The 18,456-nt window shown below is 58.4% G+C and carries 14 protein-coding genes; 7 read left to right on the top strand and 7 right to left on the bottom strand.

Going from position 1 to position 18,456, the window contains the following annotated elements; all coding sequences use genetic code 11:
* The first annotated feature begins 485 nt into the window (after window positions 1-485).
* The gene (gene lgt, locus B5D61_RS24955; RefSeq protein ID WP_078816155.1) at window positions 486-1,445 is read left to right on the top strand and encodes a prolipoprotein diacylglyceryl transferase; all 960 of its coding nucleotides are present in this window, start codon (window positions 486-488) and stop codon (window positions 1,443-1,445) included.
* Between the two features lie 58 nt (window positions 1,446-1,503).
* Window positions 1,504-2,541 (top strand): hypothetical protein, encoded by a 1,038-nt coding sequence (locus B5D61_RS24960; protein ID WP_078816156.1) that lies wholly within the window; start codon window positions 1,504-1,506, stop codon window positions 2,539-2,541.
* 9 nt (window positions 2,542-2,550) lie between these two features.
* Here the strand turns inward: B5D61_RS24960 and B5D61_RS24965 are convergent, their stop codons facing one another.
* A complete protein-coding gene (locus B5D61_RS24965) occupies window positions 2,551-3,756 on the bottom strand; it encodes a hypothetical protein (RefSeq protein WP_078816157.1) in 1,206 nt (401 codons plus the stop codon).
* Between the two features lie 201 nt (window positions 3,757-3,957).
* On the opposite strand from B5D61_RS24965, the gene htpG reads away from it, so the two are divergent.
* Together htpG and B5D61_RS24975 are read left to right on the top strand one after the other, a co-directional pair.
* Window positions 3,958-5,811 carry a molecular chaperone HtpG gene (gene htpG / locus B5D61_RS24970; RefSeq protein WP_078816158.1) on the top strand — a complete coding sequence of 618 codons (1,854 nt, stop codon included), beginning with the start codon at window positions 3,958-3,960 and terminating at the stop codon, window positions 5,809-5,811.
* Between the two features lie 146 nt (window positions 5,812-5,957).
* A complete protein-coding gene (locus B5D61_RS24975; RefSeq protein WP_176159666.1) occupies window positions 5,958-7,016 on the top strand; it encodes an endo-1,4-beta-xylanase in 1,059 nt (352 codons plus the stop codon).
* A 19-nt stretch (window positions 7,017-7,035) separates the two neighbouring features.
* On the opposite strand, the gene B5D61_RS24980 is transcribed toward B5D61_RS24975, so the two are convergent.
* The 5 genes from B5D61_RS24980 to pyrF form a co-directional block, all read right to left on the bottom strand.
* Window positions 7,036-10,170, bottom strand: a complete 3,135-nt coding sequence (locus B5D61_RS24980) for an excinuclease ABC subunit UvrA (RefSeq protein ID WP_078816160.1) — start codon at window positions 10,168-10,170, stop codon at window positions 7,036-7,038.
* 179 nt (window positions 10,171-10,349) lie between these two features.
* A complete protein-coding gene (locus B5D61_RS24985) occupies window positions 10,350-10,712 on the bottom strand; it encodes a DUF4288 domain-containing protein (RefSeq protein ID WP_078816161.1) in 363 nt (120 codons plus the stop codon).
* A gap of 107 nt (window positions 10,713-10,819) precedes the next feature.
* On the bottom strand, window positions 10,820-11,266 hold the full coding sequence (locus B5D61_RS24990) for a transposase (protein WP_078816168.1): 447 nt from the start codon (window positions 11,264-11,266) through the stop codon (window positions 10,820-10,822).
* A gap of 129 nt (window positions 11,267-11,395) precedes the next feature.
* The gene (locus tag B5D61_RS24995) at window positions 11,396-13,204 is read right to left on the bottom strand and encodes a bifunctional lysophospholipid acyltransferase family protein/GNAT family N-acetyltransferase (RefSeq protein ID WP_078816162.1); all 1,809 of its coding nucleotides are present in this window, start codon (window positions 13,202-13,204) and stop codon (window positions 11,396-11,398) included.
* Between the two features lie 156 nt (window positions 13,205-13,360).
* Window positions 13,361-14,116, bottom strand: a complete 756-nt coding sequence (gene pyrF / locus B5D61_RS25000) for an orotidine-5'-phosphate decarboxylase (protein WP_078816163.1) — start codon at window positions 14,114-14,116, stop codon at window positions 13,361-13,363.
* 75 nt (window positions 14,117-14,191) lie between these two features.
* Here pyrF and purE point away from each other — a divergent pair, with 75 nt between their 5' ends.
* Together purE and B5D61_RS25010 are read left to right on the top strand one after the other, a co-directional pair.
* Window positions 14,192-14,686 (top strand): 5-(carboxyamino)imidazole ribonucleotide mutase, encoded by a 495-nt coding sequence (gene purE / locus B5D61_RS25005; RefSeq protein WP_078816164.1) that lies wholly within the window; start codon window positions 14,192-14,194, stop codon window positions 14,684-14,686.
* 279 nt (window positions 14,687-14,965) lie between these two features.
* Window positions 14,966-16,102, top strand: a complete 1,137-nt coding sequence (locus B5D61_RS25010) for a 5-(carboxyamino)imidazole ribonucleotide synthase (RefSeq protein ID WP_078816165.1) — start codon at window positions 14,966-14,968, stop codon at window positions 16,100-16,102.
* Between the two features lie 139 nt (window positions 16,103-16,241).
* On the opposite strand, the gene hisF is transcribed toward B5D61_RS25010, so the two are convergent.
* Window positions 16,242-17,003, bottom strand: coding sequence for an imidazole glycerol phosphate synthase subunit HisF (gene hisF, locus B5D61_RS25015; protein ID WP_078816166.1), 762 nt, complete (start codon window positions 17,001-17,003; stop codon window positions 16,242-16,244).
* 125 nt (window positions 17,004-17,128) lie between these two features.
* On the opposite strand from hisF, the gene xerA reads away from it, so the two are divergent.
* Complete coding sequence (xerA, locus tag B5D61_RS25020; protein WP_078816167.1) at window positions 17,129-18,028, top strand: site-specific tyrosine recombinase/integron integrase; 900 nt, start codon at window positions 17,129-17,131, stop codon at window positions 18,026-18,028.
* Window positions 18,029-18,456: the final 428 nt, after the last annotated feature.

Consider the following 18,456-nt stretch of genomic DNA (forward strand, 5'->3'; position numbering starts at 1 on the left):
TAGGTGCATAATAAGGAGTCGTTGAGTTCATGCTTGTATGCGAACATGGCAGGCCGTGAAGGGTCTGATGGTTCAGGTAACTGTGCGAACATGAGCGACGAGCGGAGAGGGCGGTTCAAACTCCAAAAGACCTAACTTGGGCAAGCCCAGGATGGTCAAGCGCACGCACGAACACGCACTCCCCGTGGCCCAGGCAGGGGTGGCCACCCCTGCCTGGGCCAACTCATCGCAGAGACGGAAGCAAAGCTTCCCTCAGGCAATCAAGCAACATACAAGCGCACGCGTCCTCGCGTGCAGTCAGCGGCGTCTCGCCGCTGACTTTTCTTGAGGTTGGTTGATCCCTAAAACTGAGATCGAAGAACGGTTTCCCGCGAGGACGCGTGAAACTGCACGCGAGACGCGTACGCTCCATGATGATCCTCCCCTTCACACATCCGTCGCTTGCCAGAGGCCGGATTTGAACCGAAAGGCTGCTCGACGACCGCATGACCACCGCCCATCTCGCCTACTACCTGCACGACCTGAGCCCCTACGTCATCCGCTTCTCGGACAGCTTTGCCGTGCATTGGTATGGCCTGGCTTATGTGCTGGGGTTTTATCTGGCTTACCGCGTGATGTTGTTTTTAGCCCAGCGCGGACTCTCCGAGATCAAACCGGCGCAAGTGGCGGACTTTATCACCATGGTGGCGCTCTTCGGCGTTGTGCTGGGTGGGCGTCTCGGTTACATGCTGCTCTATGATTGGGATCACTTCATCCGTGAGCCCTGGACGCTCTTCTTGCTGAATCGTGGGGGCATGGCCAGCCATGGTGGCATCGTTGGCGTGGCACTGTTTCTCCTGTGGTATGCCCGGCGACATAAGATCTCCTGGACCGGTCTGGGCGATACCCTCGTGTGTGGAGCTCCGCTCGGCATCTTCTGCGGTCGCATTGCCAACTTCATCAATGGCGAACTCTTTGGCCGGGTGACCACGGTCCCCTGGGCCATGAAGTTCCCCACCGAGCTGCTGCATGAGGACTTCCTCAAACAAGGAGGTTCCGGTGCTGTTGTCGATGCTTTACCCCTCGGCATTCAACACAGCCCGGACATCATCGCTTGGTTCCAAACCCAACATGGAGGTGTGGAGGCACTGGAAAACCTCCTGCATCCACGGCATCCCTCCCAGCTTTATGAGGCCTTAGGTGAAGGCTTGTTCCTCTCTGCCATCCTGCTCGCCGTCCGCCTGCGTTATCCTCGCCTGCCTCATGGCATCCTGACCGGGCTGTTCTTCATCCTGTATGCGCTCGCCCGCATCAGCCTGGAGTTCGTCCGCCAGCCGGACTCCGGCTCAGAAGCCATCCTCGGCCTGACCCGTGGCCAGTTTTTCTCGGTCTTCATGATCGTCATTGGCCTCGCCTTCCTGGCCTTTGGCTGGAGTCGTGGGCCGACACGTCCCGCCCAAGCGTAGGCAAAGTCGATTTTCATGCCGTGCTGGACTGATCATTGCGTCACGGCCAGGTTATCTCATGGCCACCGACATCCAGATCAGCAAGCGCAAGGAGTTCCTCCCCGTCACGGAGGAGCTGGAAACCTATCTGGATGAGTTTGGGCGCCATTACTCTCTACCTGCGTCTTACCAAGACCTGCTCGGGTTTACCGAAAGCTATCCGCTGGATGATAAGAACGGCAATCCCACCCACTGGGCCTCCGTGCTGTATCCCCGCAGTGTGCAGGAGTATCTCTACCCCCGCCTCACCAGCATCTACTCCCTGCTGCGCACGGGAGATCTCCAGGCCGTGCCGCACCTCTTTGTGGAGCGGGTGGACTACTGTGCGTTTGGAAACTCACGCCCTTTCCGCGTGCGGGTGGTCAATCAGTATAACGACAACTATGACCATTTTTATGTGAAGACAGCGGACGCTTCCCGAGTCTATGGCCTGGAGCTCGAGCACCTGCTTTCACCCAACCGAATCAACTACCTGGCTCAACGCAGCACCCTGGTGGAGGAGCACATTGCTGGCATTCCCGGGGATGTTTTCATCCGCGATCACTTGGATCGGGTGGACGTGAACAAGGTTCGTATCGCCAAAGAGTTCGTCAAATTCAGCGAGCGCTGCTTTCTCCGTCTGTTAGGAGACATGCGCAGCTACAACTACGTCATCGATATCACGCCTGACTTTGAAGACGTGCAGTATCGCGTGCGGGCCATCGACTTCGACCAGCAAAGCTACGAAGGCCGTCGGAACATCTACCTGCCGCAGTTTTTCAAAGAGAACAATCCCGTGGTCTGGCTGTGTGGAAAGCTACTGAACCTACCCACCATGAATCAGTATCAGGATGAAGAGCGCAGTCTCATCGCCCGCCGATACCTGAGTGAGCATCAGCGACTGAGTGCACTGATCCAGATCATGAAAAACAACCCGCGCGAACCGGCCGACAAGGTGGCCCAGCTCGCCCAGGAGTTGGGGGAATTTCATCACACGAATGCTTTTGACAACTGCGACAGCATGGGGGCCGTCGTGGAGCGTAACCTCGAGGTCACACTTGCCAGGCATCTGGTGTGAGGCAGCAGTTTATTCCAGGAGCTTTCCTCGATAGGTGCCCGTCACGTTGGGAAGATAGAGACAGTTATGGAAATCAGCACTGAAGGCGATGTAGCAGGGGCGATCTGAGGGGTGGCTGGAGTTGGAAATCAGACCTGGCCAGATGATCTGCATAGGCTCCTTCGCCCCTTCTTCATCTTTGAAATTCAGGGCATGAAGGAACTGGCCATCGAACTGGCTCCACGGGTGACCTCCACTCGTCCTGCCCGATAACAGCCAGCGTTCTTCAGGCACCTCTTTGAGAAACCTTTCTTGGCTGAGCATGGGCACATCTAGCTCCGGTGAACGAGTGAGATAAGCCAAGGCCCGTCGATACTGACGCAGGATTCTTTTCAGCGGAAACATGTTCGAGTAAGCGCGTGTCTCATAGGATTGGCTTACATGTTTGGTGAGAATCTGGATCGCCTCTCGGTGATGCGCGACTTCGATCTGCCGCACGCGGTCCTCGAGAGCGGTCAAAAGGTCCTGGTTTAGATCTGGAGGTCTCGTGCTTGGCTTCGGGTCAGGCTGGGGCGTGGCGTCGAGAGTTGCTAGGATTTCGGCTGGAGAATGGTTTAAATACAACGGCATGGAGGCAGAGCGGGAGATGCCCTCGCTCGTGGAGCGGACCACCAGACAACGAGCTTGTTGGAGGTCGGGTGAGATGAGATAGACCGAATAGCCACGGTCGGAACGCCGGGTGAGAAAGGCACCTGGCAGCGCAGCGGCTCGTTGCTGGGTGGGGCGGAATTCCATGCCCTTGTCATTGGTCAGCATCAGGTCTTGGCCTTCGATTCGGAGCTTGCGCACGTTGGAGGTGCCTTCGAGGGACCATGTTCTCCCCTGGGCCGCCCGGCAGAACGCCTCCCACCCTGCCTGTTGGGGACCGGGTAACCATATTTTCCCCTGGCTCAGTGCTTGCTGCCTTTCCTCCGCAGTGGACTGGAGTATGGAGAGGTCCACCTGACGTTGGGCTGAGAGACCCGAAGGAGACTTGCGCTGCACTTCCAGCTCGCTCAGCAGGATCTGCTGGACGGGAAGCAGGCTCTTCACATAACGGCGCTCCAGTTGATCCATGTCAGCCTGCCAGGGGAGCGGTGACGTGTCTTTCGCGGGAAACTTCGTGACGACGAGCTGTGCCATCGCGGGCATCCACAGGCAACTGACCAGAGCGGAGATGAGAAGTCGCACATTCATGGCAAAGGGTGCCGGAAGGTTATCAGAATGCGGATTCGACGGTCAATTCTCTTTTTAGGAAATGACTGGCTCGGTCCGAGCGTCCCCACGGTGGCCAGAGCACAGAATTCTCCCTGCTTTTGCGCATGCCTTTTTGACAGATGGCTGCGCCTTTTTATCCTCCGCGCCCGTTTTATTCCCCCAATCTTATATTCATCCCCTATGAGCAACACGACCACTGGTAGCACCTATGAGTTCCAGGCCGAAGTGAAGCAGGTCCTGGACATCGTCATCCACAGCCTCTACACCGACCGCGAAATCTTCATCCGTGAGCTGGTCTCCAATGCTGCGGATGCGCTGGAGAAGATGCGGCTGACGCAGCTGACCGAGAACGAAGTCTTCGGCGCGGAACTTCCCCTGGAGATCCACATCAGCACCGATGAAACCGCCGGCACGCTGACCATCGCGGATCACGGCATCGGCATGACGCGCGCTGAGCTGGTGGAGAATCTCGGCACCATCGCCCATTCCGGTTCCAAGGCCTTTGCGGCCGCTTTGAAAAACGCCGGTAAGTCCGGTGATGCCACCCTGATCGGTCAGTTCGGGGTCGGTTTCTACAGCGCCTTCATGGTGGCGGAGGAAGTGAAAGTTTACACCCACTCCTGGCGCAATGAGGGCGAGCACCTCGTCTGGTCCAGCGCTGGAGTCGGCACCTACAGCATCGAGGAAGCCCCTGATCAGGCCCGTGGCTGCAAGATCGTCATCAAGCTGAAGGAAGACGCCACGGAGTTTGCCAAACCACACCGCGTGAAGGAGATCCTGGGCAAATACTCGAACTTCGTCGGTTTCCCGATCCTGCTCAATGGCGAGCGCGTGAACACGGTGGAGGCCATCTGGCTGAAGAGCAAAGATGAGGTGACCGAGGAGCAGTATAAGGAGTTCTACAAATTCACCGCGCACGCCTTCGATGATCCGAGCTATCGCCTGCACTTCCAGGCTGATGCCCCGCTGGTGATCAATGCGCTGCTGTTCCTGCCAGAGCAAAACATGGAGGCCTTTGGCATGGGCCAAATGGAGCCTGCCGTGGGGCTCTACTGCAAGAAGGTGCTCATCGACCCGCATCCGAAGAAGCTGCTGCCTGAGTGGATGCGTTTCGTGCGTGGGGTCATCGATAGTGAAGACTTGCCGCTGAACATCTCCCGCGAGTCGATGCAAGACAGCGCCCTAGTGCGTAAGCTGGGTGAGGTGGTGACGAAGCGCCTCCTCAAGTTCCTGGACAAAGAAGCCCAGGATGACGCCAAGAAATTCCAGGAGTTTTACGCTAAGTTCAGCCGCTTCTTCAAGGAAGGCGTGGCCACTGACTTCGCCAATAAAGATGCGATTGCCAAGCTGCTGCGTTTTGAATCCAGCCTCACCGAGAAGGGCGAGGTCATCGGTCTGGCGGACTATGTCTCCCGCATGAAGGAAGACCAGAAGGCCATCTACTACCAGGTGGCCCCTTCCCGCAGCACCATCGAGTCTGGCCCGTATGTGGAGGCCTTCAAGAGCAAGGGTTATGAGGTGCTCTACCTCTATGAGACGATTGACGAATACGTCGTCTCCAGCCTGCGCGAGTTCGATGGCAAGCAGCTCCAGGCGGTGAACTCCAATGAAGTGGACCTGGGTGATGTGACCACGGAAGGCGAAGCCCTGAGCGAAGAAGACACCACCACCCTCTGCGGCTGGATGAAAGAAAGCCTAACCGATGGTGTGGAAGAAGTGCGTAGCGGTAAACGCCTGGTCAATAGTCCCGCACTGGCCATCACCCCCGATGGTGAGATGACCCCGCAGATGCGCCAGATGATGCGCGCCATGAAGCCGGATGAAGTCGAAGCACCGAAGGTGATCCTGGAGATCAACCCCCGCCACGACATCGTGAAAAAGCTGGCCTCGCTCAGCAAGGACGACGCTGAAGGCGCCAAGCTCATCGCGGAGCAGGTGCTGGATAACGCCCTGCTTTCCGCCGGTCTGCTGGACGATCCTCAGCGCATCGTCGCCCGCACCGAGAAGATCATGAGCCGTTTGCTGGCGAAGTGATGAGGCTTCATTGGGCTTGATCTGATCCTTATGGATCAATGAGGTGGGTGACGGTCGACTGACCGTCACCCACTTCTGTTTGTAAACTGACACTCATCGCGAACTCAACGATGACACAGGTCCTGCAAATGATGTATTCATTCGTTATGCGTTTCTTGTTTGCTGTAAGTCGCCTCGGGCTCGTCGGATGGGTCTGCGCCGTGTCCGTGTCCGAGTCTGCTCAATCTGCGTCAGAGGAGGCGAGTGCGATCCCATTGCGGCACTGGGCTCAGCGACGGGACATTCAGTTCGGCACAGCGATCGACATGGAGCCTCTGAGACGTGAGTCCGACTATCGGGCTCGGGCGGGAATGGAATTTTCCATGCTCACGCCAGCCAATGCGATGAAGATGGATGCCCTCCAGCCAGCGCGAGGGGAGTTTTATTGGAGCGACGCGGATGAGTTGGTTAACTTTGCGGAAAGTCATGCTCAGCGGGTGCATGGACATACGCTGGTGTGGCATCGCCAAGTCCCGAAGTGGCTGGAAACTGGCACCTGGAGCCGGGATGAACTTTTGCACCTGCTGCGTGAGCACATCTTCACCGTCGTGGGGCGTTATCGAGGTCGGGTGCAACTCTGGGATGTGGTGAATGAGGCCCTGAATGATGATGGCAGCCGCAGGCCCAGTTTTTGGCAGCGGGGCATTGGCCCGGATTACATTGAAAAAGCCTTCCGCTGGGCACACGAAGCGGATCCTACCGCGATCTTGATCTACAATGATTACAATGCCGAAGATCTCGGCGTGAAATCGAATGCCGTTTATGAAATGCTGCGGGACCTGAAGGCGCAGGGGGTGCCTGTGCATGGGGTCGGCTTTCAGATGCACGTGACGGTGAGGCAGTTGCCAAACGTGAAGGACTTTCAGGCGAATTTAAAACGCTTGGCCGACTTGGGACTGGAGCTTCACGTCACGGAATTGGATGTGCGCATCCCGCTGCCAGCAACTCCCGAGAGCTTGTCCCAGCAGGCGAAGGACTACCAGAAGATCTTCGATGCGGCGATGGCCTTTCCGCAGCTTCGATCGTTCTCCCTGTGGGGTTTCACGGATCGTCACTCCTGGATTCCACACGAATTTAAAGGCTACGGAGCAGGTCTGATCTGGGATGAGCATGACCAGCCCAAGCCTGCGTTCTCAGCCTTGCAGGAGGCGCTGAAAGGCAACTAGAGCGCCTAGCTACCTCGTCTTACACCTCTCTCAGAAACCTTCCTGTGGCGCTGCGTTCCACCTTGGCCACTTGTTCCGGGGTGCCGGTGGCCACAATCTCACCGCCTGCGTTGCCACCGCCAGGGCCGAGATCGACCACCCAATCCGCGCAGCGGATGACGTCCTGATGATGCTCGATGACGATGACCGTATTGCCCGCATCGCGGAGGCGGAAGAGCACCTGGAGCAGCGTCTGGATATCGGCAAAGTGCAGACCCGTGGTGGGTTCGTCCAGCACGTAGAGGGTATTGCCGGTGGCCTTGCGGGAGAGCTCCGCTGCCAGCTTGATGCGCTGGGCTTCACCGCCGGAGAGGGTGTTACCTGCTTGGCCTAACCGGATGTATCCTAAGCCGCATTCCTCGAGGGTGCGTACCTTATCGGCGATGGCGCTTGCCTTGCCAAAGAAGCGGGTGGCTTCGCTGACAGTCATCTCCAGGACCTCGGCGATGTTACGCCCTTTGAAGGTGATCTCCAGCGTCTCGGCATTGTAGCGTTTGCCGTGGCACTGATCACAGGTTACATAGACATCTGCCAGGAAATGCATGTCGATTTTGATCTGGCCATCGCCCTGGCATTTCTCGCAGCGGCCACCGGCGGTGTTAAAACTGAAGCGCCCGGCTTCATATCCCCGCACACGGGCTAAGGGCAGATTGGAAAACAGCTCGCGGATCGGGCCAAAGGCACCTGTGTAGGTGGCAGGATTGCTGCGCGGGCTGCGGCCGATGGGCGATTGATCAATGACCACCACCTTGTCAAAGGCCTCAATGCCGGTGATGCCTGCATGCTTTCCGGGCTCATCCTTGGCATGGTAAAAGTGCCGCTGCAGGGCTCGCATCAGAATGCGGTTCACCAGGGTCGATTTGCCACTGCCCGAAGGTCCAGTAACCGCCGTGAGACAGCCGACGGGAAAGGAGGCCGTGACATGCTTGAGGTTATGCTCCGTGGCATCATAGATGGTCAGCCAAGCGGGGAGGGAGTCAGTTTTCAGTGACCAGTATTCAGTATTCAGTGATCGGTTTTCAGTGTTCAGTTTGGAGCCCTTCGACTGAATACTGTTTACTGAAGACTGTTGACTGATCACTGGTTCCTTCTCCTTGGGCGAGACGCGCACCGAAGGCGGCGTGATCTTCAATCGCTCGCTGAGATAGGCTCCGGTGAGGCTTTCCTTGGCCTTCATCACTTCTTCCGGCGTGCCTTGGGCGATGAGTTGGCCTCCATGCACTCCAGCGGCGGGACCCATCTCGATGACATGATCCGCCGCCTTCATCATGGCCTCGTCATGCTCCACCACCAGCACCGTATTGCCCAGATCGCGGAGTCGGATCAGCGTGCGGATCAGCCGTTCCGTATCCGCCGGATGCAGGCCGATGCTCGGCTCATCCAGCACATACAGCACCCCGGCCAAACCGGCACCGATCTGAGTGGCTAACCGAATGCGCTGCATCTCCCCACCGGAAAGCGTGCCGCTCTCCCGATTCAGCGCCAGATAACCCAGGCCCACCTGCTCCAGGAAATCCAGCCGCTTCAGGATCTCCTTTTGCAGCTCTTCCACATAGCTGCGCTGATGCTCCGTCAGTATGAGCTGTCGCGTCCATTCCAGCGCATCCCGGATGGGTAGGGCGCAGAGGGCATGGATGTTCAGGGAGGAAGTATGCAGTGATCGGTTTTCAGTGCTCAGTTCTTGAGGCTTCACCCCTTCTGTCACGTCGTCACCAGTCACTGAAGACGGATCACTGATCACTGAACACTGACTACTGAGAACCACGGCCAAGCTTTCCTTCCTTAGCCTTTTCCCCTCACAGGTGGGGCAGGGCAGGGGATTCATGTAGCGGGTGAGCTGGCTGCGCAGGGCGTCGCTCTCGGCATTGGCATAGAGGCGCTCGGCTTCCTTCAAAAGACCCTCGTAGGGTTTGGCGACGCTTCGTTTGTTAGGGGCGGTAGCCCAGCCCGTGGCGATGGCGGTTTCGCCCGTGCCATGGAAGAGCGCGTCTTTAAACTTCTGCGGCAGGGTTTTAAACGGAGCCTCCAGAGATACGCCGAAGTGCTTGGCCAGGGCCTCGATTCCGCGCTGATGAATGGCCTTCAGCTTCGGGTTCTTCGACCACCAGGTCTTCACCGCAGCGTCCTTGATCGACTTATCCGGCTCCGGCACCAGCAGACCGGGATCAGGGGCCATCAGCGTGCCCACGCCTTCACACGTCGGGCAGGCCCCCACATGCGTGTTGAAGGAGAAATGCTGCGGCGTCAGTTTCTCGATCACGTAGCCCGTGCGTGGGTTGGCATAGGCCGTGGTGAAGCTCATCAAGTGAGGTGGGCACTCTTGCCCGCCCTCTTTGGACGCTGTTTCGCCAGTCGATATCGCAGACGAGCGGGCAGGAGTGCCCGCTTCACTTTGGCCCGACACCAAAAACTGCACCTCACTCTCATTCCACTTCAGCGCCGCCTCGATGCTCTCCATGAGCCGAGCCTTCACGCCTTCACGGATGACCAGACGATCCACCACGATCTCCACGCGATGCTCCTCCCTCAGGGTGGGTTTCAGCGCCTCCTCCAGCTCCACGATCTCGCCATCCAGCCGCACACGCACGAAGCCCTGGCGGCGCAGTTTCTCAAACAAAGCTCGCACCCCCGCGCCATCGCTCGGCGGTTGCGGCGACAGCACCACCACACGCGTGCCTTGGCCCAGACCCAGCAGACGCTCGCCGATCTCCGCCGGCGTGTTTTTGATCAGGCGCTCCCCAGTTTCCGGGTCAAACGGCTGGCCTGCGATGGCATACAGCACGCGCAGGTAGTCATAGATCTCCGTGACTGTGGCGATGGTGCTGCGCGGATTCGGCGCACTGTGCACCTGCTCGATCGCGACCGCTGGGGACAGGCCCTCAATGAAGTCCACATCCGGCTTCTCCAGTTGATCCAGAAACTGCCGTGCATAGGCCGACAGGCTCTGCACATAGCGCCGCTGCCCCTCCGCATACAGGGTATCAAACGCGAGGGAAGACTTGCCCGATCCGCTCACCCCCGTGAGCACCACGAGCTGATGACGCGGAATGTCCACGTCCACGTTTTTGAGATTGTGCTGCCGGGCACCCCGCACCCGGATGAAGTCCTGCGCCATGTCCTACGATAAACCGGGGGAACGGGTCGGGTGCAAGCGGAGTGTGTATTGCATCCGACCTTGGAGGGGCTGATCGTTGGGGTTGTCAGGCTTTAAAACTCGCCCAAAGTGAATAGCATTCCCGAATGGAACCTGGGTCATATCGCCATCCGATGATCCGATTCCAAAGAAAAAGCTGCTCAAAAACTCTCTCCGGGCTTGGACTTCTCTGGGTGGAAAATGTGGTCCGGTGGTATGCTCTCTTTACTCGTTCGATAGTGCAAGGAGGAGGCCACCTCTTTGCCGTCCACCGAGCGGCCAATGTGATTTATGTTGAGAATCTGCACCAATGCCCACCTCACTTGATGCCCCTTGTCATTGGGGTAATCCGTTTCTTGCTCGCGCCCCAGCTCTAGAGCCCGCTCAAAGGCGTGTGCCGAATCTTTGGCGCGAAAGATGATCACCGTCTCATCGTAGAGGTGGCGTTTCCGGCCGGGACGGTCGGCAACGAGAACGACGAAGAGCAATCTGGCACTGTAGAAATCCATCAGGTGGGGATCCATCAATAGGGGATGTGGAGCATCCGATCAACCGCAAGGGCTCTGAGCCCCGAGCCCTCTTGGCAAGCACGAAGGAAAACCCAGCGGCGGTATCAAAGCCAGGTGCAGGTTCAATCGAGATGCCGTTCGTTGAAGGGGATGCCTGCTTGGATGAGCATTTCTACGAGCTCCTCGCGATGCGTGCGCTGCCGATGATGGGCCTCTTGATTGAGGATATGGGCCCGCACCGCTTCCAGGGCCATGGGGCTGATGCTGATGGCCGTGTAGCCCTCATGCCAGCCAAAGTCGGGTGGCTCCAGCGTCACCATGACCCAGTGGGTGGATTCTTTTTTCAGGTCGCGAATGAAGTCTGCGAGGCAATGGGCGGCCTTCAGTCCTAACAGGAGATGCACATGATCACTCATGCCGCCGATGGCGAGCGGTAGGCCCTGCAGTTCCTTCACCAGCGTGCTGAGCTGCTCGTGAAATTGCGAGCGCCAACGGTCAGAGATCATGGGTTCTCGATTCTTGGTCGAAAACACGAGATGATAATGCAGCGAGGTGTAGGTGGCCGGCATGGTGATGGCCAAAGGTTGTGGGGGGTGAGAGTGGTGGCTCAAGAGCTTCCACATCAGACTTCATGCCAATTGCTACACAATCCTTACCCAAGGCTTTCATTATTAATCACCCGCGCCTTTCGCGTGAGGTTAGGCCTTTGCCGTGTGCTTGGCCAGATACGCCTTGCAGTTCTCCTCGCCCATGTATTTGGCCAGGAGCTTGGGGTCGGTCTCGGTGAGATCCACGAGGATGAGGCCATCGATGACGGAGGAGAAGTCCTTGTCCACGTTAAAGCTGAGCAGGGTGCCGCTGAGGCGGAGGTAGTGCTTCAGGAGGATGGGGATGCCTTTGCGATCCGTCTCCACACTGGAAATGAGGGCGGAGAAGTCATCCACGTCTCGCAGATCGGCGCTGATGAACTCGCGCATGAGGCGGCGGCTGCGCATGTAGCGGAAGGGGTTGCGCGGCTTGACGTAGCTGGCGAGGTCCTCGTGCAGGCAGTTTTCCTGGAGGAACTCCACCATCATTTTGCGGCTGAGGCTGTCGTAGTCCTGGCTGATGCTGACGGGGCCGAAGAGCTTTTTGTAACCGGGATTCCGCACCATCCAGTGGGCGATGCCTTTCCACAGCAAGGGCAGGGAGGCGAGGTTGCGCTGGTATTCCTTGGTGATGAAGCTACGCCCCATCTCCACGGCGCTCTCCAGGTGGGCGAGGAAGGGTTTCTCGAACTTGAAGAGGGTGCTGGTGTAGAGGCCTTTGGGACCGTATTCCCGCAGGATGATATCGGCACGGCCCAGTCGGTAGGCTCCGGCGATCTGCTGCTTGTCCTCATCCCACAGGAAAAGGTGCTGGTAGTAGCGGTCGTATTTGTCCAGGTCCACTTCCTGGCCGGTGCCTTCACCGACGGCGCGGAAGGTGACCTCACGCAGGCGGCCGATCTCATGAAGGGTATCCGGGATCTCGTGGGAGTGAGCGCAATAGACGCTGAGATTGCCCTGGCTCACCAGCTTGCACCCGCGTTCATGCAGGGTCTGCACCTCGCGGATGATGCGCTGCTGGTGCTCTGCGGCGAGGGCGGTCTCGCGGGTCCATTCGGCCTGAGGAGGGCGGGTGGGAGCTTTCTTATCCCGACGGCGATTGTCCAGGATGAAGGTGTGAATGCGCAGGTATTTGGTCAGGGATTCATCATCCTCGAACTTGCGCAAGCGACCGTAGGTGATGGGGGTGCCCACCCGCATCTCGATGTGGCTGCCCCGCTTGTTACAAAACTCACGCAGGAGCAGACCGGTGCGGAGACGGGGGTGGATGAGCCCAGCGGCGTGGAAGAGGGTACTGTTGGTGCCAGGGAAAAAGACTGGCAGCACTGTCGCCTGAGTGCGCCTAACGAGAGATCCGACATGGGCGCTCCAAACGGGCTCCTGAATGCCCGAGCCAGGCTTATAGCCAGCCACTTCACCGGCGGGGAAAATGATCAGCGCACCGCCGGCTTTGAGGTGCTTCAGGGCCTCCTTCATGGCGCCGACGTTGCTGCGGGCGGCGTCTTCTCCTCCGAAGGGATTCACCGGGATGATGTGCGGGCGGAGGGCCGGGAAGGCCGCCAGCATGGAGTTCGTCATCACCTTCACCGAGGAGCGGTGGCTCGCGACGTAATGGGCGAGCAGGACGGGATCGAGAATGCCGTAGGGATGGTTGGCAATGACGATGAGGGGGCCGTTTTGAGGAAACTCGAAGTCGGGAGCGGTGACCACGTCACCACTGGCGTCCATGCTTTTCAAGACGCACTCGAACCAGCCCTTGCAGCTTTCCCCCTCGGGGTGCGTTTTTTGCCGTTCACAAGCCCCGTTGTAGATCTCGTCCAGGCCCCGCAGTCCTAGACCACGATCCACCATGGGGCCGACAATGCGATAGGCTCCGCGTTGCAAGGGAGTGCGCAGATAATCCCGAAGGTCGAGAATCATGGATGGGGTTGGAGAGCGCCTAGATTACTCGGCGCGGTTAACTCGCAAGTGGAGAATGCGTGCCGTTCTTGTCACTGCGGATGCATTCCGAGGCCAAAAAGAACGCCCTCTTTGCGAAACAAGGAGGGCGCGAGGAGGGGAGACGAGGGGCTGGGGTTAAGCGATGGCCTCGCGGATGCGTAGCTTCCAATCTGCGGCTACGGTGCCGAAGCTGCTGCGTGGGTCATTATGATACATGATGCCGCGTGAGACATTCACCAGGAGGGGGGCTTTGCGAGCGCTGCCTTTCAGGGCGCTGAGATCTCCCCCCTGGGCACCGAGACCGGGGATGAGCAGGGGCACATCGGGTGTGCGTGCGAGGACGTCATCTGCAGCGTTCGTGAGGCCCAGAACCAAGCCGACTTGAGGACTGACCCCTGTCATGTCCGCCACGAGTTCAAAGACTTTCCGGTCTCCAGAGGGTTGCAGTTCAATGTCTTTCGCGCCTGGGTTCGAGGTGACCCCAAGGAGGTAGATGCCTTTGTCGGGATATTTTAGGAAAGGTTCCAGGGTATCGCTACCCATATAAGCATTTAGAGTGACCGCGTCTACGCCATATGCATCGAAGGCAGACTTTGCGTAATAGCCCTGGGTCTCGCCAATATCACCACGCTTCACGTCAAAAATCACGGGGATGTCCTTCGGAATCTCTTTGAGGACCTGAGCGAGAATTCTCATGCCTTGCCAGCCCTTCGCTTCGTAGTAAGCGGAGTTGGGCTTGAAAGCGGCTGCATGGGATGCCGTTTCTTCGATGACCTTGATAATGAACCGCTTGGCTGCTTCGTCAGCGAGATCCATGCGGGGGTCGAGGCCGACGCAGAGGTTCGACCCGGTGGCTGCAATGCGTTTCTCTAGTTTTTCGCGGAAGGACATATCTCTTATCATGGAAACGTTGCGACTGTTTTGCAAATAGTTGCGATGATGTTTTCTTCAGGCTAGTTGCCCTTCATGAATTCTCCCCTTGTCGGTATCATCATGGGTTCCAGTTCAGACTGGCCTACTATGGAAAATGCGGCCCGCGTGCTGGCCGATTTTGGCGTGCCTTTTGAAAAAAAAGTCGTCAGCGCGCACCGCACTCCACAACTTCTTTACGACTATGCCACCACGGCTCAGTCCCGCGGCCTTAAGTGCATCATTGCGGGGGCGGGTGGAGCGGCCCATTTGCCCGGAATGACGGCCAGCATGACCACCCTGCCTGTGCTGGGTGTGCCCGTGCAGAGCAAGGCTCTTAGCGGTGTGGATAGCCTCTACTCCATCGTGCAGATGCCCGGCGGTATCCCTGTGGCCACCTTTGCCATCGGCAATGCGGGGGCTACGAATGCAGGGCTCTTTGCCGTGTCCATGCTGGCCAATGAGCAGCCAGAACTGGCGGAGAAACTGAAGGCTTTCCGAGAAAAACAGACCGCAAAGGTGCTGGAAAGCCAAGCGGAGTTGGAGAAGTAGGGGGGGGATGTTCGGAGTTCGGGGTTCAGCGTTCGGAGCCCCGGCTTCAGCCGGAAAGTGGGGAGATCGAAACGGCGGTGATTCCGCCTAAAAGCGGTGCTCCGAACTGAAAAAGGCCCTCCGTATTAAGGTCCAGGGAGGATGGCCGAACAAATCATCTCGACGTCGGGCAGATCCCGCCTAAAGGCGATGCCCCAGTTGCCGCCTGTCTTTTGTTCGAGAGGCCTGACCTCTTGACGGTTGACCACGGACTTGCAACGCTCTTTCTCCTTTTTTCTCATGTCTTCCTTCTTTCCTCCTTCCACCATCGGCGTTCTCGGCGGCGGCCAGCTCGGACGTATGCTTGCCCTGGAGGCACGCCGCAGCGGCTATCGGGTGGTCATTTTCACCGATGAACCCACCGGGTGCCCGGCGGGTCAATTTGCCGATGTGGAGATCAATGCTCACTATGACGATGCCGAGGCGCTGAGGGGCTTTCTTTCTCAGGTGGATGTGGTGACGGCCGAGTTTGAAAACATCCCTGATGCCTGTCTGCAAGCCGTGGAGGCGGTGAAACCGCTGCGTCCTGGCCGCAAGGCGATCTATACCACCCAGCATCGTGAGCGGGAAAAGCTCTTTCTACGGGAGAACGGCATCGCCTGTGCCGAGTTTCGCATCGTGGAAACCGGCGCGGGGCTGGAAGCGGCGGTGGCAGAGTTAGGCCGTCCCTGTGTGATCAAAACAGCCGCTTTTGGCTATGATGGCAAAGGGCAGTGCAAGGTGAATGCCGACACCGATTTGGTCGAGGCCTGGAAAGCCTTCGAGGGCCATCATGCCGTGGTGGAACAGTGGGTGCCGTTCGTGTGTGAAATCTCCGTGGTCGGAGCCCGCAGTGTGGATGGCCGCATGGCCACGCATGGGGTGGTGGAAAACCAGCACGCCCATCACATCCTGGATGTCACGATTGCTCCCGCTCGTGTGGAGCCTGCGATCCTGGAACAAGCCCTGGAGCTGTGGGAAGCCGTGGCTGAAGGTCTGGACTACGTGGGCACCATGGCGGTGGAACTGTTTGTAACGGCGGAAGGCAAGGTGCTGGTCAATGAGATCGCTCCACGTCCCCACAACAGCGGGCACTACACCATCGATGCCTGCATCACGAACCAGTTCCAGCAGCAGATGCGGGCTATCTGTGGCCTGTCTCTGGGGGACCCCAGCCAGCACACGTCAGCGGTGATGGTTAATTTGTTAGGCGATGTCTGGCCGTCCGAGCATGTGCATCCCGATTGGTCACCTGTGCTGAATCATCCGAAAGCGAAGCTGCACCTGTACGGTAAAGCCAGCGCCCGAGCGAAGCGCAAGATGGGGCACTACACCGTGCTGGGGGACAGCATCGAGGAGGCTCTGGAATCTGTGGAGCAGATTCGCAAGGCCCTGTGACTTTACGTAAGGCTTGACTCCGTAGAGCGTTCAGCGAGCGCGATGGGGGACCATGGAACTCAGAGCGGTGTCGTCGAGGCAAGATGCTCTTGACTCTATGTCACCGCACTCCGGGACGCTTCGCGCAGAGGTGAAGGTTTTACACCAATCGCACTGGCACCTGATGCTGCCCAAGAAACTGTTTCACATCTCCCACGGTGTATTCACCGAAGTGGAAGATGCTGGCGGCCAGGACCGCATCGGCTTTGCCTTGGCTGAGCACATCGGCCATGTGCTGGAGATTGCCGGCACCGCCACTGGCGATCACGGGGATGGTCACGGCTTCACTCACCGCACGGGTGAGGGCGATGTCGTAACCGGCCTTGGTGCCATCCGAGTCCATACTCGTGAGTAGGATCTCGCCTGCACCACGACGGCACACTTCCGCAGCCCATTCCACAGCATCCAGTTCGGTTGGGTTGCGCCCGCCGTGGGTGTAAACAGTCCAGGAACCCTTATCATTGCGCTTGGCGTCAATGGCCACGACGAGGCACTGACAACCAAAGGCTTCAGCGGCTGCATCAATCACCTCGGGGGTCTTCACGGCAGCGGTATTGATGCCTACCTTGTCGGCTCCGGCCAAAAGCATCTCACGCATGTCGGCCACGGTGCGGATGCCACCGCCCACGGTCAAAGGCATGAAGCAGGACTCGGCGGTGCGGGCCACCACATCCACCATTGTTTTGCGCTCCTCATGGCTGGCGGTGATGTCGAGGAAGACCAGTTCATCCGCGCCTTGGGCGTTGTAAACCTTGGCGCACTCGACCGGATCACCAGCGTCCCGCAGTTGCAGGAACTGCGTGCCTTTGACCACACGGCCTTCTTTGACGTCGAGACAGGGAATGATGCGCTTGGTGAGCATGGGGGAGGAGAGGTTACGGGAAAGCGGGCCGGGAGTCAAATGGGGCAGTGATTGGTAAACCGTGGCTGGTGACCAGTGATCCCTGTTTACGGAACACTAAAAACTGATTACTGGTCACATGCCCCATGTCCACTCCTGCGTCCGATCCTCTCAGCCAGGCTTTTCTCCAGTTCATGGAGGTGGAGAGGCGGTCGTCGGACCGGACGCTGGAAAACTATGCGCATGCGCTGCGGGAGTTTCGGCGGGGGCACAAAAACTTTACGTCGTGGGAGGCCCTGACGGCAGAGGATTTCCGGCGTTATCTCTTCGAGCTGATGAAGCAGGAGATGGGGCGGGCGACCATTCGGCTGCGGTTTGCGGCGCTGCGTTCGTTTTTTAAATGGCTGACTCGCCGCCAGGGCTGGACGCAAAATCCGCTGCTCGATGTGCAGCTTCCCAAACAAGAGAAGAAGCTCCCGGTGGTGCTCACGGTCACACAGATCACTGACATGCTGGATCTGCCGATGAAGCTGGAAAAGGAAAAGGCAGCACCGGTGTGGGCCCCTGAACGGGATGCGGCGATCCTGGAGCTGTTTTACAGCACAGGCATGCGCCTGAGTGAACTGGCGGGCATCAATGTCGAAGATGTGGATAGCTACAGCGATACGGTGCGGGTCTTCGGTAAGGGAAGCAAGGAACGCCTTCTGCCCATCGGCACACCTGCGATGGAGGCGATCCAGCGCTATCGGGTTAAAGCGGGCGTGCACAGTGGGCCGCTGTTTCTGAGCAAGCTGCGCAAGCGCATCACCACCCAGGCGATTGGGGATGTGGTGGAGAAGTATTGGAAAAAGTCCGGCATGCCTGTGCATGTCACACCGCATAAGCTGAGGCACAGCTTCGCCACTCATCTGCTTAACAACGGTGCCGATCTGCGCAGCGTGCAGGAACTGCTGGGCCATGCCAGCCTCAGCACCACGCAAATCTACACCCACGTCTCCACCCAGCGGATGAAGGAGGTCTATGATGCCGCGCATCCGCGGGCGTAGCGTAGGATCGGAACTGGAGCGCACGCGTCCCGCGTGCAGTCTGCGGCGTCCTCGCCGAAGACCGTTCTTGAGCGATGCTATGTCCAACGACCTATGTTCATCAATAACGGTTTCCCGCGAGACGCCGCTGACTGCACGCGAGGACGCGTGCGCTTGTATGTTGCTTGATTGCCTGAGGGAAGCTTTGCTTCCGTCTCTGCGATGAGTTGGCCCAGGCAGGGGTGGCCACCCCTGCCTGGGCCACGGGGAGTGCGTGTTCGTGCGTGCGCTTGACCATCCTGGGCTTGCCCAAGTTAGGTCTTTTGGAGTTTGAACCGCCCTCTCCGCTCGTCGCTCATGTTCGCACAGTTACCTGAACCATCAGACCCTTCACGGCCTGCCATGTTCGCATACAAGCATGAACTCAACGACTCCTTATTATGCACCTA

Origin of the sequence: Prosthecobacter debontii (assembly GCF_900167535.1) — a bacterium.
In the GTDB taxonomy this organism is placed as follows: Bacteria; Verrucomicrobiota; Verrucomicrobiia; order Verrucomicrobiales; family Verrucomicrobiaceae; genus Prosthecobacter; species Prosthecobacter debontii.